The 20386-nt window shown below is 69.7% G+C and carries 20 protein-coding genes and 1 pseudogene; 10 read left to right on the plus strand and 11 right to left on the minus strand.

Annotation, left to right across the window (positions count from 1 at the left end; translation table 11 throughout):
• Positions 1 to 19 precede the first annotated feature (19 nt).
• The 7 genes from atpA (at position 20) to G3M57_RS01585 (ending at position 6215) form a co-directional block, all read left to right on the plus strand.
• Complete coding sequence (gene atpA / locus G3M57_RS01555) at positions 20 to 1552, plus strand: F0F1 ATP synthase subunit alpha (RefSeq protein ID WP_056762336.1); 1533 nt, start codon at positions 20 to 22, stop codon at positions 1550 to 1552.
• 34 nt (positions 1553 to 1586) lie between these two features.
• Entirely contained in the window at positions 1587 to 2462 is an 876-nt protein-coding gene (locus G3M57_RS01560; RefSeq protein WP_056762338.1) for a F0F1 ATP synthase subunit gamma, read from the plus strand.
• Positions 2463 to 2519: 57 nt separating this feature from the next.
• Positions 2520 to 4148, plus strand: a complete 1629-nt coding sequence (gene atpD / locus G3M57_RS01565) for a F0F1 ATP synthase subunit beta (RefSeq protein ID WP_163228491.1) — start codon at positions 2520 to 2522, stop codon at positions 4146 to 4148.
• Positions 4148 to 4396 carry a hypothetical protein gene (locus tag G3M57_RS01570; protein ID WP_029910885.1) on the plus strand — a complete coding sequence of 83 codons (249 nt, stop codon included), beginning with the start codon at positions 4148 to 4150 and terminating at the stop codon, positions 4394 to 4396. The genes atpD and G3M57_RS01570 overlap by 1 nt, the downstream gene beginning before the upstream one ends.
• The gene (locus tag G3M57_RS01575) at positions 4396 to 4656 is read left to right on the plus strand and encodes an ATP synthase F1 subunit epsilon (RefSeq protein WP_028038864.1); all 261 of its coding nucleotides are present in this window, start codon (positions 4396 to 4398) and stop codon (positions 4654 to 4656) included. Before G3M57_RS01570 ends, G3M57_RS01575 begins: the two co-directional genes overlap by 1 nt.
• Before the next feature lie 8 nt (positions 4657 to 4664).
• Positions 4665 to 5618: a metallophosphoesterase gene (locus G3M57_RS01580; RefSeq protein ID WP_163228492.1), complete on the plus strand. Its 954-nt coding sequence runs from the start codon at positions 4665 to 4667 to the stop codon at positions 5616 to 5618.
• Between the two features lie 72 nt (positions 5619 to 5690).
• A complete protein-coding gene (locus G3M57_RS01585) occupies positions 5691 to 6215 on the plus strand; it encodes a hypothetical protein (protein ID WP_056762345.1) in 525 nt (174 codons plus the stop codon).
• Positions 6216 to 6282: 67 nt separating this feature from the next.
• Here G3M57_RS01585 and G3M57_RS01590 read toward each other — a convergent pair whose 3' ends face one another.
• Together G3M57_RS01590 and G3M57_RS01595 are read right to left on the minus strand one after the other, a co-directional pair.
• Complete coding sequence (locus G3M57_RS01590) at positions 6283 to 7743, minus strand: tyrosinase family protein (protein ID WP_167531081.1); 1461 nt, start codon at positions 7741 to 7743, stop codon at positions 6283 to 6285.
• A complete protein-coding gene (locus G3M57_RS01595) occupies positions 7730 to 8542 on the minus strand; it encodes a copper chaperone (RefSeq protein ID WP_163228494.1) in 813 nt (270 codons plus the stop codon). The genes G3M57_RS01590 and G3M57_RS01595 overlap by 14 nt, the downstream gene beginning before the upstream one ends.
• A gap of 284 nt (positions 8543 to 8826) precedes the next feature.
• On the opposite strand from G3M57_RS01595, the gene G3M57_RS01600 reads away from it, so the two are divergent.
• Entirely contained in the window at positions 8827 to 9543 is a 717-nt protein-coding gene (locus G3M57_RS01600) for a hypothetical protein (RefSeq protein ID WP_163228495.1), read from the plus strand.
• A 122-nt stretch (positions 9544 to 9665) separates the two neighbouring features.
• The gene (sugE, locus tag G3M57_RS01605; protein WP_163228496.1) at positions 9666 to 9989 is read left to right on the plus strand and encodes a quaternary ammonium compound efflux SMR transporter SugE; all 324 of its coding nucleotides are present in this window, start codon (positions 9666 to 9668) and stop codon (positions 9987 to 9989) included.
• A 56-nt stretch (positions 9990 to 10045) separates the two neighbouring features.
• Here the strand turns inward: sugE and mdoH are convergent.
• From mdoH to rsfS, 9 genes and pseudogenes are all read right to left on the minus strand, one after another.
• Positions 10046 to 11824: pseudogene (gene mdoH / locus G3M57_RS27305) on the minus strand (glucans biosynthesis glucosyltransferase MdoH); the annotation flags it as partial.
• Between the two features lie 220 nt (positions 11825 to 12044).
• On the minus strand, positions 12045 to 12794 hold the full coding sequence (locus G3M57_RS01615; protein WP_163228498.1) for an alpha/beta fold hydrolase: 750 nt from the start codon (positions 12792 to 12794) through the stop codon (positions 12045 to 12047).
• 43 nt (positions 12795 to 12837) lie between these two features.
• Complete coding sequence (locus G3M57_RS01620) at positions 12838 to 14439, minus strand: alpha/beta hydrolase (protein ID WP_163228499.1); 1602 nt, start codon at positions 14437 to 14439, stop codon at positions 12838 to 12840.
• Between the two features lie 27 nt (positions 14440 to 14466).
• Positions 14467 to 14979, minus strand: coding sequence for an RNA pyrophosphohydrolase (locus G3M57_RS01625; RefSeq protein WP_056762358.1), 513 nt, complete (start codon positions 14977 to 14979; stop codon positions 14467 to 14469).
• On the minus strand, positions 14976 to 16157 hold the full coding sequence (locus tag G3M57_RS01630) for a divergent polysaccharide deacetylase family protein (RefSeq protein ID WP_163228500.1): 1182 nt from the start codon (positions 16155 to 16157) through the stop codon (positions 14976 to 14978). Before G3M57_RS01630 ends, G3M57_RS01625 begins: the two co-directional genes overlap by 4 nt.
• A gap of 238 nt (positions 16158 to 16395) precedes the next feature.
• Complete coding sequence (locus G3M57_RS01635; protein ID WP_163228501.1) at positions 16396 to 17787, minus strand: S41 family peptidase; 1392 nt, start codon at positions 17785 to 17787, stop codon at positions 16396 to 16398.
• A gap of 113 nt (positions 17788 to 17900) precedes the next feature.
• Positions 17901 to 18956, minus strand: coding sequence for a murein hydrolase activator EnvC family protein (locus G3M57_RS01640; protein WP_163228502.1), 1056 nt, complete (start codon positions 18954 to 18956; stop codon positions 17901 to 17903).
• Positions 18957 to 18971: 15 nt separating this feature from the next.
• A complete protein-coding gene (gene rlmH, locus G3M57_RS01645; RefSeq protein ID WP_163228503.1) occupies positions 18972 to 19436 on the minus strand; it encodes a 23S rRNA (pseudouridine(1915)-N(3))-methyltransferase RlmH in 465 nt (154 codons plus the stop codon).
• Between the two features lie 121 nt (positions 19437 to 19557).
• Positions 19558 to 19986 carry a ribosome silencing factor gene (gene rsfS, locus G3M57_RS01650; protein ID WP_162251709.1) on the minus strand — a complete coding sequence of 143 codons (429 nt, stop codon included), beginning with the start codon at positions 19984 to 19986 and terminating at the stop codon, positions 19558 to 19560.
• Positions 19987 to 20150: 164 nt separating this feature from the next.
• On the opposite strand from rsfS, the gene G3M57_RS01655 reads away from it, so the two are divergent.
• The gene (locus G3M57_RS01655) at positions 20151 to 20381 is read left to right on the plus strand and encodes a hypothetical protein (RefSeq protein ID WP_156402412.1); all 231 of its coding nucleotides are present in this window, start codon (positions 20151 to 20153) and stop codon (positions 20379 to 20381) included.
• The last annotated feature ends 5 nt before the right edge of the window (positions 20382 to 20386 follow it).

Here is a 20386-nt window from a genome sequence, read left to right on the forward strand (position 1 = left end):
CAGAGAGCCCAAGACAGCCATGGACATCCGCGCCGCCGAGATTTCGGCCATCCTCAAGTCGCAGATCGCCAATTTCGGCGAAGAAGCCGCCGTCTCGGACGTCGGCCAGGTGCTGTCCGTCGGTGACGGCATCGCCCGCATCTACGGTCTGGACAACGTCCAGGCCGGCGAGATGGTCGAGTTCCCGAAGGCCGGCGTGAAGGGCATGGCCCTGAACCTCGAGCGCGACAATGTCGGCGCCGTGATCTTCGGCCAGGACCAGGCCATCAAGGAAGGCGACGAAGTCCGCCGCCTCGGCGAGATCGTCGACGTGCCGGTCGGCCGTGGCCTGCTGGGCCGCGTCGTCAACCCGCTGGGCGAGCCGATCGACGGCAAGGGCCCGATCGAATACACCGAGCGCCGCCGAGTCGACGTCAAGGCCCCGGGCATCATCCCGCGCAAGTCGGTGCACGAGCCCGTGCAGACCGGCCTGAAGTCGATCGACACCCTGATCCCGGTCGGCCGCGGCCAGCGCGAGCTGATCATCGGCGACCGCCAGACCGGCAAGACCGCCGTCGCCATCGACACTATCCTGAACCAGAAGGCCGCCAACGCCGGCAAGGACGAGAGCGCCAAGCTCTACTGCGTCTATGTCGCCATCGGCCAGAAGCGCTCGACCGTCGCCCAGATCGTCAAGACGCTCGAAGAGCACGGCGCCCTGGAATACACCACCGTCGTGGTGGCCTCGGCCTCGGAGCCGGCCCCGCTGCAATACCTGGCCCCGTTCGCCGGCTGCGCCATGGGCGAGTGGTTCCGCGACAACGGCCTGCATGGCCTGATCATCTATGACGACCTCAGCAAGCAGGCCGTCGCCTATCGCCAGATGTCGCTGCTGCTGCGCCGCCCGCCGGGCCGCGAAGCCTATCCGGGCGACGTCTTCTACCTGCACTCGCGCCTGCTGGAACGCGCCGCCAAGCTGAACGAAGACAACGGCTCGGGCTCGCTGACCGCCCTGCCGATCATCGAGACTCAGGCCAACGACGTGTCGGCCTACATCCCGACCAACGTGATCTCGATCACCGACGGCCAGATCTTCCTGGAAACCGACCTGTTCTACCAGGGCATCCGCCCGGCCGTGAACGTCGGCATCTCGGTGTCGCGCGTCGGCTCGTCGGCCCAGATCAAGGCGATGAAGCAGGTCGCCGGCCCGATCAAGGGCGAGCTGGCCCAGTACCGTGAAATGGCCGCCTTCGCGAAGTTCGGGTCGGACCTGGACGCCTCGACCCAGAAGATGCTGGCCCGCGGCGAGCGCCTGACCGAGCTGCTGAAGCAGCCGCAATACGCGCCGCAAGCGGTGGAAGAGCAGGTCTGCGTGATCTACGCCGGCACCCGCGGCTACCTGGACAAGATCCCGACCTCGTCGGTTCGCCGGTTCGAGAGCGAGTTCCTGGCCCGCCTGCACAGCCAGCACAAGGACCTGCTGGACGGCATCCGCACCAAGAAGGCCCTCGACAAGGACCTGGAGAACACGCTGAAGAGCGTGCTCGACAGCTTCTCGGCGACCTTCGCCTAAGCCCCCTCGGAACGCTCGGAGAGAGTAGCGCCGAATGGCCAGCTTGAAGGAAATGCGCAATCGGATCTCGAGCGTCAAGGCGACGCAGAAGATCACGAAGGCGATGCAGATGGTGGCGGCGGCCAAGCTCCGCCGCAGCCAGGATGCGGCCGAAGCCGCGCGCCCCTATGCCCGCCGGCTGGCGAACGTCATCGCCAACCTGGCGAGCGGCGTGTCCGGCGACGGGGCTCCGGCCTTGCTGGCCGGCACCGGCCGGGACGATCGCCACCTGATCGTCGTGGCCGCCGCCGACCGCGGCCTGGCCGGCGGCTTCACCTCGTCGATCGTCCGCGCCGCCCGCGAGCGGATCGACGCCCTGGTCCACGAGGGCAAGGACGTGAAGATCGTCTGCGTCGGCAAGAAGTCGACCGCCCAGCTGCGCCGCCTGTACGGCGAGCGCATCGTCGAGAACTTCGACCTGTCGGCCTACCGCCAGTTCACCCTGTCGGTGGCCCAGCCGATCGCCGACGTGGTCACGCGCCTGTACGAAGCCGGCGATGTCGACGTGGTCACCCTGTTCTACAGCCGCTTCAGGTCGGTGGTGCAGCAGGTCCCGACCGCGCTGCAGCTGATCCCGGCCGTGGTCGAAGGCGGCGAGCCCGCCTCCGGCCCGGCGGCCGTCTACGAGTACGAGCCCTCGGAAGAGGCCATCCTCGAGACCCTGCTGCCGCGCAACCTGACGGTCCAGATCCTGTCGGCCCTGCTCGACAACATGGCCGGCTTCTACGCCAGCCAGATGACGGCGATGGACAACGCCACGCGCAACGCCGGCGACATGATCAAGCGCTACACCCTCGAATACAACCGTTCCCGCCAGGCCCAGATCACCAAGGAGCTGATCGAGATCATCTCCGGCGCCGAAGCCGTCTGATCAAAAGCCTAACGTAAAAAACGCACGCACGAGCACGCACGAAAGACCCTGAACGCCATGGCCAAGACCCCCGCTAAGGCTCCCGCCGCCGTCGCCAAGCCGGCCGCCGTGAAGAAGCCCGCCGCTCCGAAGGCCGCCGCCGCGGCCGCCGCTCCCGCCGTCGCCGCCAAGGCTCCGGCCGCCAAGAAGCCCGCCGCCCCCAAGGCCGCGGCGCCGAAGGCGACCCAGGCCGCCCCGGCCACCATCGGCGCCGCGACCGGCAAGCTGGTGCAGGTCATCGGCGCCGTCGTCGACGTCGAGTTCGAAGGCCCGCTGCCGGCCATCCTGAACGCCCTGGAAACCGTCAACACCGCCTCGGGCCAGCGCCTGGTGTTCGAAGTCGCCCAGCACCTGGGCCAGAACACCGTCCGCGCCATCGCCATGGACGCCACCGAGGGGCTGGTCCGCGGCCAGGCCGTGCGCGACACCGGCGAGTCGATCCGGGTTCCGGTCGGTCCCGGCACCCTGGGCCGCATCATGAACGTCATCGGCGAGCCGATCGACGAGCAGGGCCCGATCCAGTCGGACATCTACCGCACCATCCACCGCGACGCCCCGTCCTTCGCCGAGCAGACCAACACCGCCGAAGTGCTGGTCACCGGCATCAAGGTCATCGACCTGATGTGCCCCTACACCAAGGGCGGTAAGATCGGCCTGTTCGGCGGCGCCGGCGTCGGCAAGACCGTGACGATGCAGGAGCTGATCAACAACATCGCCAAGGCTTACGGCGGTTATTCGGTGCTGGCCGGCGTGGGCGAACGCACCCGCGAAGGCAACGACCTCTATCACGAGATGATCGAGTCGAACGTCAACGTCGACCCGAAGGCCAACAACGGCTCGACCGAAGGCAGCCGCTGCGCCCTGGTCTACGGCCAGATGAACGAACCCCCGGGCGCCCGCGCCCGCGTGGCCCTGACCGGTCTCTCCATCGCCGAATACTTCCGCGATGAAGAAGGCAAGGACGTGCTGCTGTTCGTCGACAACATCTTCCGCTTCACCCAAGCCGGCGCCGAAGTGTCGGCTCTGCTGGGCCGCATCCCCTCGGCCGTGGGCTATCAGCCTACCCTGGCCACCGAGATGGGCAACCTGCAGGAGCGCATCACCTCGACCAACAAGGGCTCGATCACCTCGGTCCAGGCCATCTACGTGCCCGCCGACGACCTGACCGACCCGGCGCCCGCCGCCTCGTTCGCCCACCTGGACGCCACCACCGTTCTGTCGCGCGACATCGCCGCCCAGGCCATCTTCCCCGCCGTCGATCCGCTGGACTCGACCTCGCGGATCATGGACCCGCTGGTCATCGGCGAAGAGCACTACAACGTGGCCCGCTCGGTCCAGGAAGTGCTGCAGCAGTACAAGGCCCTGAAGGACATCATCGCCATCCTGGGCATGGACGAGCTGTCGGAAGAGGACAAGCTGACGGTCGCCCGCGCCCGCAAGATCCAGCGCTTCCTCAGCCAGCCGTTCCACGTCGCCGAGCAGTTCACCAACACGCCCGGCGCCTTCGTCCAGCTGAAGGACACCATCCGCTCGTTCAAGGGCATCGTGGACGGCGAGTACGACCACCTGCCGGAAGCCGCCTTCTACATGGTCGGCCCGATCGAGGAAGCGGTGGCCAAGGCTGAAAAGCTGGCCGGCGAAGCCTGATGACCGACGAGCACGAGCTGATCAACTTCTGCTGCGAAGAGCTCGAGGATGCGGTGTCTTCGGATCCCGAGGACGCGCTGATCGAGCACGACAGCGGGTTGATCCTGCTCAATCTGGGTCATCGGGAAGAGGGTGGTGAAACCGGCGTCGTGCTGGCCACCATCCGCTTCTGTCCGTTCTGCGGCACCGAGATCCAGACCGACGAAGACATCGAAGCGGCCCTGGGCGCCGTGGAGACACACGACTGATGGCTAAGCTGCACTTCTCCCTCGTCGCGCCCGAGCGCGAACTGTTCTCGGCCGAGGTCGACCAGGTCGACGCACCGGGCACGGAAGGCGACTTCGGCGTCCTGCCGAACCACGCGCCGTTCATGACCACCCTGCGCGAAGGCCGGGTCACGGTCCGCGACGGCTCGAGCGTGCGCCTGTTCGACATCCAGGGCGGTTTCGCCGACGTCGGCCCGGACGGCTTCACCATCCTGGCCGAGCACGCGGTCGAGGCGGCGTAAGTCCTTCGATGGCCGGGCCTGGCGGTGTCCTGCTGCTGGCCTGGATCGGCGCCTTCGCCGGACCTTTGATCATCCTGATGGCCTGGGCGCTGCTGCGGCGCTCGGGCCGTTTGCGTCTGGCCTGGACCTTGGCGGGGCTGGCGCTGGTCGCCTATGGCCTTGGCGTCTGGGCCTTCCTGATCGAGCCGCGCCTGCTGGTCGTGCGCCAGGTGACGATCGAGTCGCCGGCCTGGCGCGGTCCGCCGGTGCGCCTGGGTCTGATCAGCGACACCCATGTCGCCGCGCCCCATGTCGATCCGGCCCGGGTGGCGCGGGTGGTGGCGCGGATGAACGCCCAGCATCCCGACGCCGTGCTGCTGTTGGGCGACTACGCCGGCGGCCATGAGCCGGCCGCGACCCGGGCCGTTCCCGCCCGGTCGGAGATCCTGCGCGGGGTCGCCGCCTTCAAGGGTCTGCGGGCGCGGCTGGGCGTCTACGCCGTGCTCGGCAATCACGACTGGTGGTACGACGGTCCGGCGATCGAGCGGGCCCTGGCGGCCAGCGGCGCGGTGGTGCTGGAGAACCGCGCGGTGCTCGCGCCGCGCCCCGAAGGCGCCTTCTGGATCGCCGGCCTGGCCGACCTCGACTCCTTCCGCGCCGAGCCGTCCTACCCCCGCGCCTTGGCGGGTGTTCCGCCGGCCGCGCCGGTCGTGGTCCTGAGCCACTGGCCCGACCCGTTCGCCCAGGCGCCGGACCGCGTCGCCCTGACGGTGGCGGGCCACACCCATTGCGGCCAGGTCAATCTGCCGGTGCTGGGCCGCCTGGTCCATGCGTCGCGGGCCGCGCGCCGTTGGGGCTGCGGCGCCTATGTCGACCGCGGGCGGCATCTGTTCGTCACGGGCGGCCTCGGCGTGTCGATTCTGCCCGTCCGCTTTCGGGCGCCGCCCGAGATCGTCATCGTCACCCTGCGGGCGCCAGTCTAGAAGAACGTCGTTATGCGGATCCTCGATATCGGGTAGCCTGACGTGCGCCACGCCGGCGCCGGGGAGAACGCGATGCGGATCGCGACGACGGTTCTGATCTCGGCCCTTCTGGCCGCCAGCGCGGCCCAGGCCGCGCCCACCTATCGCCAGGAGGTGGTGGACGTCTTCAAGAGCGTCTGCCTGCCGGCCGGAACCAACGCCGCGGCGGTCGGGCTCGCGGCCGCCAAGCTGGGCTGGAAGCCGGCGCCAGCGTCGATCAAGGCCCTGTGGCAAGATCCAGCGACCAAGGTCTGGGTGTCGCCGACGACGGCGCGGTTCTACCTGGCCCAGGCCCCGCAGGACGGTTTCTGCCAGGTCGGCTACTATGGCGGGGCCCAGCCGCCGACCGATCCGGTCGCCTTCTCCACCCTGCTGCGCAACATCATGATCCATGCCGGCATCGCCGTCGGCTCGGGCTTCGTGAAGACGGCCGAGGATAACCAGCTGATCCAGAAGGGGACGTATCTCTCGCCGGCCTATCCGGGCCTGAAGATGTACGTGGTCGTCGCCAACTTCCCCGATGCGGCGACCTTCGTGCTGAGCACCGCCAAGCCCTGAGCGCGCGCCGCTGGGCAAGTCGCAACGGCCCGGGCGCGGCGGCGTCCGGGCCTTTCGCCGCTTGGGATCAGGCGTCCTCGAGGAGAAGCCGGGCGTTGATCGTGGGATTGCCCAGGGCCGAGAGCGGGAAGCGCGCGCCGATCTCTTCATGGCCGGGCACGGCGACCTCCACGGAGAGCTTGCGGCCGGTGATGCGGTCGGCGTCCAGCTGGAAGTTGACGTTGACGAGGGCCAGCTTGCGGCAGTTCTCACAGTCGCGCGGGGCGTTGGGCTGGAAGAAGGCGCGGGTGGCGACCACCTCGCCGTCGGCCAGCAGATTGACCTCGAACGAGCCGGGAATGTTGAGCCGGTCGATGTTCTTGACCATCACCGACACCTTGGCCGCCGGCGGGATGACGAAGGCGCGCGCCGCCGCGATGCTGCCGAGCTTGTTCACCAATGTCGCCTCGGCCGCCATGGCGGGCTCCTCGTAGCCGATGCCGAACGCGATGGTCTGGTCCGCCGTGGTGTCGAAGGGCGGCAGGGCGTTGAACGGCGCCGACAACCAACCTGTATTCCCTTCGAGCGTCGAGGTGAAGCCGGTCAGGGTGGTGGCGGAGTCGTTGACCTGCCAGCGCAGCCAGAGCCGGTCGAGATTGCAGTGGAAGAACCAGAAGATCGGATCGAACGAGGCGACGTTCTGGTCGGCCATCGTCGGGCCGATCGACATGTGGCCGCCGTCGTGGGCCGCGATGAAGTCGTCCTGCATGCCGCTGACGCCGGAGACGCCCCAAAGGGTCTGCACCAGGGCCGAATTGATGTGCTGGAGCACGCTGTAGCGGGCCAGGCCGGCGTCGATCCCGGCCTGGTCGTTCCGGGTCGTGCGATAGCCGGCCCCATAGGGCGGCCCGAGGTCGGCGGCGACGACATAGCTGTCGAAGGGCGGCTGCTTGAGGAGATCCGGCACTGGCGTGGAGATATCCCAGTAGGGAACGGTGACGTCCTGGCATCCAGGCACCGATCGCAGCGCATCCTCGAAGGCCTTCAGATAGACCCGGTGCCAGGGATTGAAGCGGTCCTCGTGATGCAGGCACCAGGTCTGCGGCAGGCCGTGGACGCCGGCGAGGGCGGCATAGCTGGTGGGATCGCTGGCGTCCCGGGCCATCACGCCCGTGAACGCCGTCTTCAACTGCTCGATCTCGGCCGGGCTGAGGGTGGCGACGTTCTTGCGGATCCGCTCGGCGGGCGCGGCGGCCGCCAGGGCGGCGATCGTCGGCGCGACGGCGGTTCCCATCGGATAGCCGGCGACGATCCAGTTGCGGAAGGTCTGTGAGCGTTCGGCGCTCCATTTGCGATCCGGCTCGGGCGGCATGTCGCCGCCGGGCTGGGTGGTGTGGGCGTAGATCGCCAGGGCGTTTTTCTTGACCCCGGCATAGGACCCAAGATCGATGTTCTTGGCCGCCATGTGCTGGATGTCGATCGTGTCGAAGAAATAGCGGATGTCGGCCATGTAGGTGGGATTGGCGACGAGCTGTTCAGCCTGCGGCATGTCTGACCCCTGATGCGTGGTGGACGAGGGTTGCGACGGGAGGCCCGTCTTCATTCGGCTTGGGATGGGCTCGCGAGGATTGGGAAGCGATACGAAAGGCGTCGTCCGTCGCGGCCCGCCGCGTCGCCCGCGCCTCGGCGAGGCGACGCAGGCGTCCGTGGTCGGCCCATTGCAGCACCGTGGCCGCCATCATCAGGACGATGTGGTGCCCATGGACGACCAGCGGGGCGAGCATCAGCGGCCAGCAGGTGAGGACGCAGCCCGCGCCATGCCTGAAGCCGTCCAGGGCGCGCCGGCCCGGCGCCGGCCCGGAAGCCTCCGCTGGAGAGGAAGGTCGGCACAGCCTCGAAGCCAGCCGGTGAAAGGGGCTCACCCGCCAAGCCAGCGCCGTCACGGCCATGGCGGTCAGGGCCGCGCCGCGGTCCGGAAGCGCGCCGGCGACCCAGAGCGCGGCGGGAACCAGGGCAAGGCCCGCCAGCAGCCACAGGGCGCCGTAGCCAACCACGAACAGCGGAAGCTCGCCAGGGGCGTCGGGAGCGGCGTTGCGCGGCGCGGTCAGGGCGGGACCCAGGGCCATCGGCGTCATCGCCAGGACCATGGCCGCCCAACCCTCGGCCAGGCGATCGGCGGGATTCAGCAGCAGTCCGGCTTGCAGGTTTCGCCAGCCATCGCCGATCGCCGACGCGCCCGAGGCGCAGTTGGAAAGGCTCAGGAAGGGGTGGCCGATGGCGATCATCGCCGCCCAACCCAGGCCGGCGACGCACATCAGGATCAGCCACGCGCTGCGGGCTTGCATCATCGCGACGTCCCCCGCCGGCAATATGTTGAGCAACCCTAAGACGCAAAATGGTGGTATACAACTATAAAAACCGAAATTTCGGGCGTTATCCGAAAAGGGAGAAGCGCGCCGTTCCAGTCGCTCCGGCCGCCGCGCCCCTGCCCCTGGGGCGTCCGGTCGCACCCGCGCGCTGAGAAAATTACACCTGTGACCGCTTCTCCGCCTTAATCGGCCACCATAAGGGTTGCGAGGGACCGCTTGTCGGTTTTAATGCCGACCTCTTGCCTAACGGGGATAACTCGACCATGCGCCTTGCGCTCGCCAGCCTCTTTGCTCTCGGCGCGGTTTCGACCGCCGTCGCCCAGGAGCAAACCGCTCCGACTGCTCCGACTGCTCCGACCGCTCCGGCTCCCGCAGCCGCCCCGGCGCCCGCCGCCGATCCGGCCGCCCAGACCCCCGCCACGCCGGCCGACACCATGACCGCGACCCCCGCCGTGGCCGCGCCGCCCGCCGGCCAGGCGCCGGACTATGTCGCCCCGACCCGCGGCCCGCCGACCACCGACCCGGTCTCGCTGCAGCTGCTGGGCGTGCTCGACAAGGTCTGCAAGCCGGCCGTGGTCGGCGGCGACATGCCGTCCCTGGCCAAGGCCGCCGGGATGAAGAAGAAGAAAGAGCAGTGGGTGATGGATATCGGCAAGCCGTATCTGATCGCCGTCGACAACCCCGGCAGCAACAAGAACGTCTGCACCGTCACCATCCAGTACGCCCAGGGCGACGCCCAGGCCCAGGCCCTGGCTAACGCCCTGCACGACTGGGCGACCTGGGAGAACAAGCCGCAGCTGCGCCTGATCCGTAACGACCTGACGGTCAGCGACGTCAAGCGCCTGACGGTGTCGTGGGACGACGCCTGGGCCGACGGCCACGCCGGCCTGGTCTACATGCGCCTGAAGAAGCTGGACGACAGCTCGATCGGCAAGAACTACGAGCAGGCCCAGATCCTGTACAGCACCACCAGCCGCTAAGGGCGGACGGATCGGGGGCTTGTCCCCCGGCCCGGTGGTCCTATCTAGTCGAAGGCGCGGGGACGACCCCGCGCCTTTCGCGTTTCCGGGGACGGCCCCGCCCTGAAGTCTGGGAGCCCGTCATGGCCTGGATCATCCTCTTCGTCGCAGGTCTGTTCGAGATCGGCTGGGCCGTGGGCCTGAAGTTCACGCAGGGCTTCACGCGGCCGATCCCGACCCTGCTGACCGCGATCAGCCTGGTGGCCTCGATGGGCCTGCTGGGCTGGGCGGTGAGGTCCCTGCCGCTGGGCACGGCCTATGCGGTCTGGACCGGGGTGGGGGCCGTGGGCACCGCCATCGTCGGCATCCTGCTGTTCAAGGAACCGGCCACGGCCGGGCGGCTGGCCTGCCTGGCGCTGATCGTCTCGGGCATACTGGGCTTGAAGCTGTTCACGCCTTCGCACTGAACGGGCGGCGTCGGGCGCTCGCCCGGCGTCAGCAGCAGGCCGGCGTCGCGCAGCCGCACGCCGCGGGCGATGCTGGCCGTCCACCAGACGATGAACGGCGCGGCGACCAGGCTGGCCGCCGCCACGGCCAGCCACGGCGACAGGCCCGCGCCCATGGCGGGGCCGAGCGCGGCCAGGGCCAGGCCGATCAGCATCTCGGGCCAGTGAAAGGCCAGGGCCGCGCGGCCGCTCAGCCGGCCCTCGTCGCGCTGCTGGGCCGACCAGCCGGCGTCCCGGCCCAGGGCCACCGACAGCAGGGCGCGGGTGTGGGCCGCCATGATGACCGGGGCGGTCAGGGTCGAGGCAACCGTCTCCAGCCCGACGCTGGCCAGGGCCCGCCAGGCGCCGCCGAACCGCCGGGCCCGACCCTCGGCCAGCATCATCGCGTAGGACATCAGCTTGGGCAGCAGAACGAAAGCCAGGCTGACGGCCAGGACGGCCGCTCCCGCCAGCGGATAGCCGCCGGCCTCGCCCGTCGCAGCGTCCGGCGCCGACAGCAGGGCGCCGGTCACCACCAGGGCGATCCACAGCGGCGCCAGGGCGTAGCTCAGCACGCCCCGCGCCAGGTGCAGGCGGCTGACCGGATGCAGGCCGCGCGCGCCCAGCACGCCCAGGTGCTGCAGGTTGCCCTGGCACCAGCGACGGTCGCGGATCAGGTGGTCGATCAGGGTTGGCGGGCTCTCCTCGAAACTGCCGCCCAGGGCCGGGGCCAGCCGCACGCCCCAGCCGGCCCGGCGCAGGAAGGCGGCCTCGACGAAGTCGTGGCTCAGGATGTGGCCGCCGAACGGCTTCTTGCCCTTCAGATGCGGCAGCCCGCCGGCCTGGGCGAACGCCGCCACCCGCACGATGGCGTTGTGGCCCCAATAATTGCCCTCGGCCCCGCTCCACCAGGCCACGCCCCAGGCCGCCAGCGGGCCGTAGAGGTTGTTGGCGAACTGCTCCAGGCGGCCGAACACCGTGCGGCGTCCGACGATGGTCGGAGCGGTCTGGATCAGGCCCAGCGACGGGTCGGCCTCCATGGCCGCCACCAGCCGCCAAAGGGTCAGGCCGTCCATCAGGCTGTCGGCGTCCAGCACCACCATGTGGTCATAGGCCCCGCCGTGGCGGCGCACCCATTCGGCGACATTGCCGGCCTTGCGGTCGATGTTCTCGGGGCGATGGCGATAGTAGGCCCGAGGCCCGACGCCGCCGCGCCGGAAGGCGGCGAAGCCCCGCTGCTCCTCGGCGACCACCTCGGGCCGGCGGCTGTCGCTGAGCACGACGATGTCGAACATCGGCGTCAGTCCCAGGGCGTGCAGCCCGGCTCGCATGGTGGCCAGCCGGGCGAAGAACGGCCCGACGTCCTCGTGATAGATCGGGGCCAACAGGGCTGTGCGGCTCGTCAGGGCCGGCAAGGGGGCCTGGGCCATGGCCCGCTCCCAGGCGTCGGCCCGGCGCGACAGCCACAGGCCGCCCAGGTTGGCGGCGAACGAGAAGGCCATCCAGCCGAACAGCACCAGGATCAGGCTCACATGCACGACCTCCAGCGGGTCCAGCCCGTCCCGGGCCATGGCCGCCGTCACCGCGAACACCGCCAGGCCGGTCGCCAGGGCGCAGAAGGCCGCCAGGACCGCCCGCCGCCGTCCCAGGCCGGGCTCCGGCCCGAACCGACGCGGCTCGGCGGCGCGGTGCAGAGGCTGGTCCGGCATGGCCAGCGGCGCCAGCGGCGGCGCGCCGGTGTCCGAAACCGGGGCCGCGCCCCCGAAGGAACGACGTTCCGACTCGCGTCTTTGTAGCGGATGGGTATAGGCGTGCATGAAAACCTCTTCCGCGCGGAAACACGTCGCACGCGTCAAGGTTCCTCAAGTTTAGCGACTCTATTGCATTAGTGTTTTGACGCCGAATTTCTGAGCATATCGGCCTCGAATACTGTCAAGAGGCGGTCATTTCGCCGCTTGCAAGTCAAGGAAGGGCCGTGAAAGCGCCGCAATTCGACGGCAGCCGCAGTCCGTCGCAAAACCGGGTCCGCGACCGAAGTCAGGCGGCCGCGCGACCCTCGGCGGCGATGAAGTTCAGGCAGGCGGCGGCGACCTCTTCCCAGCCCGGTTCGCCCGGCAGCCAGTGGCTCATCGACGGGAAGACCTCGCAGGATCCGCCCAGGCGCGCCGCGGTCTGGCGGACGGTGGCCGGTGGATGGATCACGTCCTTGCCGCCGGCGATCGCCAGGGTCGGAACGCCCACGGGGCTGGCGCCGGTGGTCATGAACGGGTCCATGAACCAGTTGAGGGTTTCCCACAGCGCCCGCCCACTCTCGGCGTTCATCTTGGCGTAGAGACGCTTGCGCTCGGCGCGGGGCAGGCGGTCCAGGGTGTAGCTTTCGACGACGCCATAGTCCGGCGCCACAGCCTGCAGCCAATAGGGGCCCAAGGCGTAGAGGCTGACGGCCGACGCCGCCTCCTCCAGGGACGAGCCGGCGACGCCCCAGGGCGGGGAGGGGGCCAGCAGGATCAGCCGCGAGACCTTGGCGCGGGCGGCGGCCATCTGGGCCACCAGGCCGCCCATCGAGTGGCCGATGAGGATGGGCGGCGCGTCGCAGGTCTCGCACAGGGCGGCGATCTGCTTGGCGTAGTCGACCATCGAGCGGCCGGCCACCAGGGCGCCGTCGCCGTGTCCCAGCAGGTCGGGGGTCTGGACGACGTGGCCGGCGGCCTCGAACGGGCGGCGGAACGTGTCGAACGTCCAGCCGCCGCAGAAGGCGCCGTGCACCATGATCACCGGAGTCGCCATGCGCCCCTCGCCTGTTCGTCGGCCGGAGCGCCGAGTTTCCAGCCTACACGCTCTTCTTCGGTGATGGCGAAGATTTGGCCGCCGACTTCGTCGCGGGCGTCTTGGCCGTTTTCGCAGGCGCCGGAGCCTTGGCGGCGGCGGGCTTGGCCGCCGGCTTCGTTGCGGGAACGGCTTTGGGAGCGGCCTTGGCGGTCGCCTTCTCGGCCGGCGCGGTTTTGGCCGCCGGCTTTTCGGCCGCCGGCTTGGGCGCGGCGGTCTTGGCCGGAGCCTTGGCGGCGGCGGGCTTGGCCGCGGCCTTCGGCTTGGCCGTCGGCTTCGCGGCGGGCGGCGCCTTGGCGGCCTTCGGGGCGGCCTTCGGCGCGGCCTTCGGGGCGGGCGGGGCTTTCGGGGCGCTGGCCTCCGCGGCTGGCGCGGTGTTTGTCGCCTTGGTCTTCGCGGCGGCTTTCGGAGCGGCCTTCGCGGTCACCTTGGCGGCCGGAGCGACCTTGGCCGCGGGTTTCTCGACGGCCGGTTTGGGCGCCACGGTCTTGGCCGGGGCTTTCGCAGCCGCCGGCTTCGGGGCCGGCGAGGCCTTGGCGGCCTTGGGGGCCGGCGCCGCCTTGGGAGCGGCCGCCTTGGCGGGAGCGGGAGCGGGCTTGGCCGCGGCCTTCGGCTTGGCCGGGGCCTTCGGGGCCGCCGGAGCGGCCTTCGCCGTGGTTTTGGGGGGCTTTGGCTCGGGGGTGATCGCCGTCGGCGCGGCGGGGGCCTTGGCGGCCGGGGTCGGCGCGGGTTCGATCGGAGCCGGGGCGGGCGTCGGCGAGGGCTCCGCGGCCTTCACGGGTTCGGGCGCAGGCGCCGGGGCGGAAGCCGGAGGCGGGCCCGGAGCGGCTTTCGGTTTGCCCGTCAGCCAGGCGATCACGTCGTCGAGAATGCTCATCGTGTTTGGCTCATCTATCAGGTAATGGGCGTTATTGGGGTAGATCTTGAGGTCGGCGGCCGGATATTTTCGGCCGACGCGCCGTACGTCCTCAAGAGGCGTGGTGCGATCCAGGGCGCCGGCCAGGACCAGCACGGGGACGGTCACCTTCGCGGCGTCGACATGGGCGGTCCGGTTCGGATCCTTGTGCGGCCAGGCGAGGTCGGCCAGCACCTGTCCGCTGTCGTGGACCATGGTCGCGTACAGCGCGTCGTGGCGCGCGGCCGGCACGGCGTTCATGACGCCGAACTTGAAGCCCGTCTTCCACATCTTGCCCGCCCTAGTCTCAGGCTTGGACTGTAGGGCCATGTTCAGGAAGGTAAAGACCGACGAGAGCTTGGGCTTGCCGCGGGCGTCGGCCGGCGAGGCGGGGGCGAACAGCACCAGGCGATCGGCGTGGCCGGCCTCGGCGATCTTCTGGGCGATCAGTCCGCCCATGGAGTGGCCGAAGACGATCGGTTTCCTGCCGTCCTCCTTGGCCAGGGTCTGGGCCAGGGCGCTCATCTCGGCGACATAGTCAGCCAGGGTCAGGCCGGCCAGGCCCGCCCGGGGGCCATCCACCGTACGCACGGCCGAGCGGATGGTCGGCGCCACGACGCGGTAGCCCTCGGCCCGCAGCCGCGCGGCCATGGGATCCCAGACGTCCCCAGCGCAACCGTAGCCGTGGATCAGCAGGATCGTATCCGCCATTCCATGCTCCCCCAGCGCGGCAAGATTTCAGCCGCCGCGCGCGAACCCACCGAACGCGGCGACGACCTGTTCGTACACCGCGCGCTTGAAGGGTACGATCAGTTCGGGCGTTTCGTCGAGAGCGCCCCATTTCCAGGCGTCGAACTCGACATGGGCGTCGGCCTCCAGGTCGATCTCGGACTCCTCGCCCAGGAAGCGGAAGGCGAACCAAACCTGCTTCTGACCCTTGAATCCACGGGCTTTTTTCGACGAGGCGAAGTCGGCGGGGAAGTCGTAGATTAGCCAGTTCTCGGTGCGGCCCAGATATTCGACCGAGGTGACGCCGGTCTCCTCGGCCAGTTCCCGGCGCGCGGCGGCCAGCAGGTCCTCGCCGTCGTCGACCCCGCCCTGCGGAAATTGCCAGTTGTGGGGCGGCGGCTGGTTGTGGCGCTTGCCCAGCCAGACGCGGCCGTCCGGATGGAACAGCACGACGCCGACATTGGGGCGGTGATCGGGGTAGGGGTCGCCTAAATCTTGTGGAGGCGTTTGGCTGGGGTTCATCGCTTGGCCATGGCCGAGGCGGGGGCCAGTTGCAAGCCCCTCCCGGACAGACCCGCGGCCCACAGCCGCACCTGGTTGATGGTCACCGGATAGGCGAAGCCCGAGCCCAGGGCCTGGCCGCGACCGGCGGCGCCGGCCTCCAGCATCTTCAGCTGGCCGTCGATCGAGCCGGCCGCCAGTTCGTCGTCGATGATCCGGTCGGCCGAGGCGCGGGGGATCGGTCCGCCGCGCAAGCTGGCCTGGCCGTCGTCGATGAAGGCTAGGCCCCGGGCCTTCAGGGCCAGGGTGAAGGTGGTCATGGCCGTGTCGCTGGTGACGAACCGCGAGCCCAGATAGTTGGTCAGGCCGTAATAGCCGGTGGCCCGCGACATCAGCCATTCCAGCTTGCGCACGGTGTCCTCGGGGCGGTTGGCGGCGATCAGGGTGTAGGGGCCCGGGTCGTTGGCCGGGTAGTCGACCGGCTCCATCGGCGCTTCCAGCAGCACCTCGTGGCCATGGCTGCGGGCCAGGTCGATCCAGCCCTGCAGGCCTTCGGAATAGGGTGCGAACGACAGGGTGATCTCGGGCGGCAGGGTCTCGATGGCCGCGCGGGTGGTCTGGGGGTTGAGGCCCAGGCCGCCGATCACCAGGGCCACCTTGGGGCGGCCGTCGGCGGTGAACGGACGGGCATAGGCGTCGGCGGCGGTCCGGCCGTCCGGGGCGATCACCGGCAGCGAGCCGCCGCCGGGACCCGGCGTGTAGAGCCCGGCGATCGGCGCGGCCGGCAGCGGGCCGTCGGCCGAGGCGACGGTCGGCGGGGCGGCGATCGTCCCGGCCTCGGCGTCGTCGCTCGCGGCGTGGCTGGCGAACGGCAGGTTCGACAGGTCCAGGGCTCCCGGCAGCAGCGGAGCCTCCTGCTCGCCCTCGCCGACCAGGGCCTCGCGCCAGCCGGGCGGGACGTTCTTGGCGGCGCCGATCTGGTCCAGGGCCACCCGCACGAGGGGCGAGCCCTTGTTGGGGTCGCCGGTGACCAGCACCAGCAGGGCCAGGCTCAGCAGGAACAGGAAGGCCGCGGCGCTGGCGCCGATGAACGGATTGGCCGCGGCCGCCAGGATCCGGGCGCGCAGGTCGCCGTCCTCGCGACCGGACGCGGGCGCGTCGGCGCTGTAGGCGGGCTTGCGGGAGAAGGTCACGGCCATGGGGTCCGAACCTAGGCGGGAAGCGCCGAATATATGGTTAATGAAGGGTGCGGCGGAATGGTTCGAATTCCCTCTCCCCCTGCGGGAGAGGGTGTCGTCCGGAGGACGACGGGTGAGGGGTCGAAGAACGAAACCGCCGCGCCCAGCGGTCAGGCTGGACGCGGCGGATCAGTCTGGAAAACACCTCATCCGACCTGCTTCGCAGGCCACCTTCTCCCGCAAGGGGAGAAGGAAGATCCTACTTCTTCTCGACCGGCGGGCCCTTGCCGGCCGCGGCGGCGGCCTTGGCGGTGACCTCGGCGATCTTGGCCTGGGGCTTGGGCAGTTTCGGCACGGCCTCGACCGAGCCGGCCTTCAGCACGGCGATGGCGCGCTGCAGCTGGAAGTCGTCCTTCTTGTCGTCGAAGCCGGGCGGCGGCGCCTCGGCCGGCGTGTGGACGCCCTGGCGGCTCTTGCCCTCGTCGGCGTTCAGCGCGTTCTTGAAGCTGGCCTCGCTGAACCACACGCGGTTGGCGATGTCCTGGGCCTGGTCGCGGGTCTGGGCCACTTCCAGGTCGGGCTCGATGCCGGTCTTCTGGATCGAGCGGCCCGACGGGGTGAAGTAGCGCGCCGTCGTCAGCTTCAGGGCGCCGTCGGCCCCGCCGCGCAGCGGGATCACCGTCTGCACCGAGCCCTTGCCGAAGCTGGTGATGCCCACCAGCTCGGCGCGGTGGCGGTCCTGCAGGGCGCCGGCGACGATTTCCGCCGCCGAGGCCGAGCCCTGGTTGATCAGCACCACCACCGGCAGGCCGTTCAGCAGGTCGCCGGGCTTGGCGTTGTAGCGCTGGATATCGCGCGGGTCGCGGCCGCGCTGGCTGACCACCTCGCCGCCGTCCAGGAACACGTCCGAGACCCCCACGGCCTGGTCCAGCAGGCCGCCGGGATTGTTGCGCAGGTCGAAGATCAGCCCCTTCATGTGGGGGTTCTTGGCCTTCAGGTCGTTGATCGACGCGGTCAGGGCGTCGGTGGCCTTTTCGTTGAAGCCGGGCAGGCGGACATAGCCGTAGTCGCCTTCCATGCGGGCGATGGCGGCCTTGGGCTTGATCACCTCGCGCGTCAGTTTGACGTCGAAGGGGTCGGTCTTCTCGCGGGCGATGGTCAGGGTGACCACCTCGCCGGCCGCGCCGCGCATCTGCTTGACCGCCTCGTTGACGGTCAGGCCCAGCACCGACTGGCCATTGACCGCGGTGATGTAGTCGCCGGCCTGGATGCCGGCGCGGGCGGCGGGCGTGCCGTCCATCGGCGAGATCACCTTGACCACGCCGTCCTCGCTGGTCACCTCGATGCCCAGCCCGCCGTACTCGCCGCGGGTGGTGTCCTGCATGTCCTCGAAGCTGTCGGGCGACAGGTAGCCGGAATGCGGGTCCAGGCTGGTCAGCATGCCGTCCAGCGCCGCCTCGATCAGCTTCTTGTTGTCGACCTCCGAGACGTACTGGTTGTCGACGGTCTGCAGGACATCGCCGAACAGCTCCAGCATCTTATAGGTCTGGCCCTTGCTCGCGCTGGTCGCCTGGGCGATGGGGCTGACATAGGCCATGGTCCCCGCACCGAGGACGAAGGCCGAAACACCGATGAGCAGGTACTTGCGCATGTGGCCGAAATGGCTCCCTGACGACGCCGTCGCGCCGCGTTAAAAACTCGTCGTTCCGCTCGACTAAAGCGGACCCTTGTTCATTTGACGGCCATCATCGCTGAAAAAGCCGTCTATCGCGATCCTTGTTTCAGCCAGCGCTCCGGATCGGCTGGAACGCCGTCTTCCCGAACCTCGAAATAGAGTTCTGGCTCCGAGGCGCCATGGTCCGCCATCCGGCCAACCGTCGCGCCGGGTGCGACAGATTGTCCGGGCGCCACCGAAACCTGGTCCAGGCCGGCCAGCACCAGATGGTAGGCGCCCTGGGCGCGCAGGATCAAGACCGTGCCCCAGCCGTTCAGTGGTCCGGCGTATTCGACCACGCCGGCGGCGGGACTGGCCACGGCGTGACCCTTTTCCGTGCGGATCGTCAGGCCGGCGGCGCGGCCGCCGGCCGGCATGGCCTGGCCGAACCGGCGTTCCAGCGGTCCGGGGGCGGGCGAGACCAGGACCAGCGGCCCGGTCGCCGGCCGGGGCGTCAGCCCGTCGGTCAGGGCGCCCAGCGTGCCCTGGTCGTCTCCCGTCAGCGCTTCTTGTGCATAGGCGCGTTCCAGCTGGGTCTTCTCGACGATCATCCGCTCCAGGTCGCCCTTGCGGTCGGCGACCAGGCTCTCGGCGGTGAACAGCTCCTCGGAGGCGGCGGCGGCCTGACGGCGCAGGGCCGAAACGGCGCGGGCCTGGCGGGCGTAGCCGTCGGCCCGGGCCTGCAGCTCCGGGGTCATGGCGCGGATCAGGATCGCAGCCCGCACCGCGTCGCGGGCGTCGCCCGGGCTGACCAGCAGGGCCGGGGGCGGATCGCGGCGGAAAAGCTGCAGAGCGCTGAGCAGCCGGGCCAGCTGGCCCCGGTCGCGGCCCAGCTCGGCGACCAGCGCCGACTCCCGCTGGTGCAGGACCTCCAGCCGGGCGCGCTTGGCCGCCACGTCGTCGCCGGCGTCGACCCGCTGGCGGCCCAGGGCGTCCAGCTCGCCGCGCAGGTCGGCGATCTCGCGCCGGGTGTCGGCGGCGGCCTGCTCGTCCCTGGCCTTCTGGCTGACGGGCCCCCGCTGGCCGACCTGGGCCGCGACGAGGCCGCCGGCGCCCAGCAGGGCGACCAGGAGGCTGGCGGTGATCAGGACGACGCGGCGCGACATATGCCGATCAATGCCTCAATCGCGATGATACGGCGAGCCCGCCAGGATGGTGACGGCGCGGTAGACCTGCTCGGCCAGCATGGCGCGGGCCAGGGCGTGGGGCCAGGTCTGGGGACCGAAGGCCAGGGTCTCGTCGGCCGCCGCCAGGATGGAGGGATCCAACCCGTCGGCCCCGCCGATCAGGAACACGACCTTGCGATGGCCGTCGTCGCGCAGCCGGCCCAGATGCTCGGCGAAGGCCCGCGAGGGCCGCACCTTGCCGTGCTCGTCGCAGGCGATGACGTAGGCGCCCTCCAGGTGCGGGCGCAGCACCTCGGCCTCGGCGGCCTTGCCGGGCTTGCGCGCCTCGACCTCGACGATCTCGACCGGCCCCAGGGCCAGGGCGCGGCCGGACGCCGTGGCCCGGGACGCATAGTCCACGGCCAGCTGCGCCTCGACCATGCGGCCGAGCCTTCCGACGGTGAGGAGGGTGATCTTCATCAAGGCCCTGCGTTGAAACCCCGTCCTTCGACAGGCTCAGGATGAGGTTTCAAGGGTGACGGGACGATAGGCGGCCCTCATCCTGAGCTTGTCGAAGGACGAGGGCGGATCCCGGACCCGCCTAGTTCGACGCCAGCCGGTGCGGCGCGTCGACGGCCCAGATCTTCTCGATGTTGTAGAACGAGCGGACTTCCGGACGGAACAGATGGACCACCACGTCGCCGGCGTCGATCAGCACCCAGTCGCAGTGCGGCAGGCCTTCGACCCGCGCCTTGCCGAAGCCGCTCTCCTTGAGCGCCCGGATGATGTGGTCGGCCAGGGCGCCGACGTGACGGTGCGAACGGCCCGACGCCACGATCAGGCTGTCGGCGACCGAGCTCTTGTCCGTCAGGTCGATGTGGACGATGTCCTGGGCCTTGTCGTCGTCGAGACGCGACAGGATCAGGGTCTCGAGGGCCTTGATACTCAGGTCCAGCTCGGACTCGGTCTTGGTCGAGGTTTCGGAAGAAACCGATCCCTCGTGCGCCGTCGGCGCGGGGTCGCTACGCAGCGGAAATGCTCCTTGGTGGGTTCGCGCAAACCCCTCCATAGCACGGAAGACTCCAAATGATGAGGGGGAACGTGGAAATGGGCGATTCCGGACGCATGATGTCGCTATTGGGCGACCGCCGCCCGATGTAGCTTCGCCGTCCCGAACCTTCCGCGGATGCGCCAATGCTGACACCCGAAGACAGAGCGATGGGCCCCGTCCTGTGGATGGTGAGCGGGGTTTTCGCCGTGATCATCGCCGCTTGCCTCTATTGGGGGCGGATACCGTTCAGCCGCTATGAGCTGGTCCGGCGCGACGAGAAGCCCGGGCTGTTCTGGCTTGGCGTCGCGACCTGGGGATTGATGTTCGTCGCGGCCGTGTGGGGCGCGCTCTATTTCACCTTGCCGGAGGCTTGAGCTGA

The sequence above is a fragment of the Caulobacter rhizosphaerae genome (assembly GCF_010977555.1).
Classification (GTDB): Bacteria; Pseudomonadota; Alphaproteobacteria; order Caulobacterales; family Caulobacteraceae; genus Caulobacter; species Caulobacter rhizosphaerae.

Excerpts from the sequence above, each read along its gene's own strand:
- atpA (WP_056762336.1), top strand. The coding sequence starts at position 20 with ATGGACATCCGCGCCGCCGAGATTTCGGCCATCCTCAAGTCGCAGATC.
- G3M57_RS01560 (WP_056762338.1), top strand. The coding sequence starts at position 1,587 with ATGGCCAGCTTGAAGGAAATGCGCAATCGGATCTCGAGCGTCAAGGCG.
- atpD (WP_163228491.1), top strand. The coding sequence starts at position 2,520 with ATGGCCAAGACCCCCGCTAAGGCTCCCGCCGCCGTCGCCAAGCCGGCC.
- G3M57_RS01570 (WP_029910885.1), top strand. The coding sequence starts at position 4,148 with ATGACCGACGAGCACGAGCTGATCAACTTCTGCTGCGAAGAGCTCGAG.
- G3M57_RS01575 (WP_028038864.1), top strand. The coding sequence starts at position 4,396 with ATGGCTAAGCTGCACTTCTCCCTCGTCGCGCCCGAGCGCGAACTGTTC.
- G3M57_RS01580 (WP_163228492.1), top strand. The coding sequence starts at position 4,665 with ATGGCCGGGCCTGGCGGTGTCCTGCTGCTGGCCTGGATCGGCGCCTTC.
- G3M57_RS01585 (WP_056762345.1), top strand. The coding sequence starts at position 5,691 with ATGCGGATCGCGACGACGGTTCTGATCTCGGCCCTTCTGGCCGCCAGC.
- G3M57_RS01590 (WP_167531081.1), bottom strand. The coding sequence starts at position 7,743 with ATGCCGCAGGCTGAACAGCTCGTCGCCAATCCCACCTACATGGCCGAC.
- G3M57_RS01595 (WP_163228494.1), bottom strand. The coding sequence starts at position 8,542 with ATGATGCAAGCCCGCAGCGCGTGGCTGATCCTGATGTGCGTCGCCGGC.
- G3M57_RS01600 (WP_163228495.1), top strand. The coding sequence starts at position 8,827 with ATGCGCCTTGCGCTCGCCAGCCTCTTTGCTCTCGGCGCGGTTTCGACC.
- sugE (WP_163228496.1), top strand. The coding sequence starts at position 9,666 with ATGGCCTGGATCATCCTCTTCGTCGCAGGTCTGTTCGAGATCGGCTGG.
- G3M57_RS01615 (WP_163228498.1), bottom strand. The coding sequence starts at position 12,794 with ATGGCGACTCCGGTGATCATGGTGCACGGCGCCTTCTGCGGCGGCTGG.
- G3M57_RS01620 (WP_163228499.1), bottom strand. The coding sequence starts at position 14,439 with ATGGCGGATACGATCCTGCTGATCCACGGCTACGGTTGCGCTGGGGAC.
- G3M57_RS01625 (WP_056762358.1), bottom strand. The coding sequence starts at position 14,979 with ATGAACCCCAGCCAAACGCCTCCACAAGATTTAGGCGACCCCTACCCC.
- G3M57_RS01630 (WP_163228500.1), bottom strand. The coding sequence starts at position 16,157 with ATGGCCGTGACCTTCTCCCGCAAGCCCGCCTACAGCGCCGACGCGCCC.
- G3M57_RS01635 (WP_163228501.1), bottom strand. The coding sequence starts at position 17,787 with ATGCGCAAGTACCTGCTCATCGGTGTTTCGGCCTTCGTCCTCGGTGCG.
- G3M57_RS01640 (WP_163228502.1), bottom strand. The coding sequence starts at position 18,956 with ATGTCGCGCCGCGTCGTCCTGATCACCGCCAGCCTCCTGGTCGCCCTG.
- rlmH (WP_163228503.1), bottom strand. The coding sequence starts at position 19,436 with ATGAAGATCACCCTCCTCACCGTCGGAAGGCTCGGCCGCATGGTCGAG.
- G3M57_RS01655 (WP_156402412.1), top strand. The coding sequence starts at position 20,151 with ATGCTGACACCCGAAGACAGAGCGATGGGCCCCGTCCTGTGGATGGTG.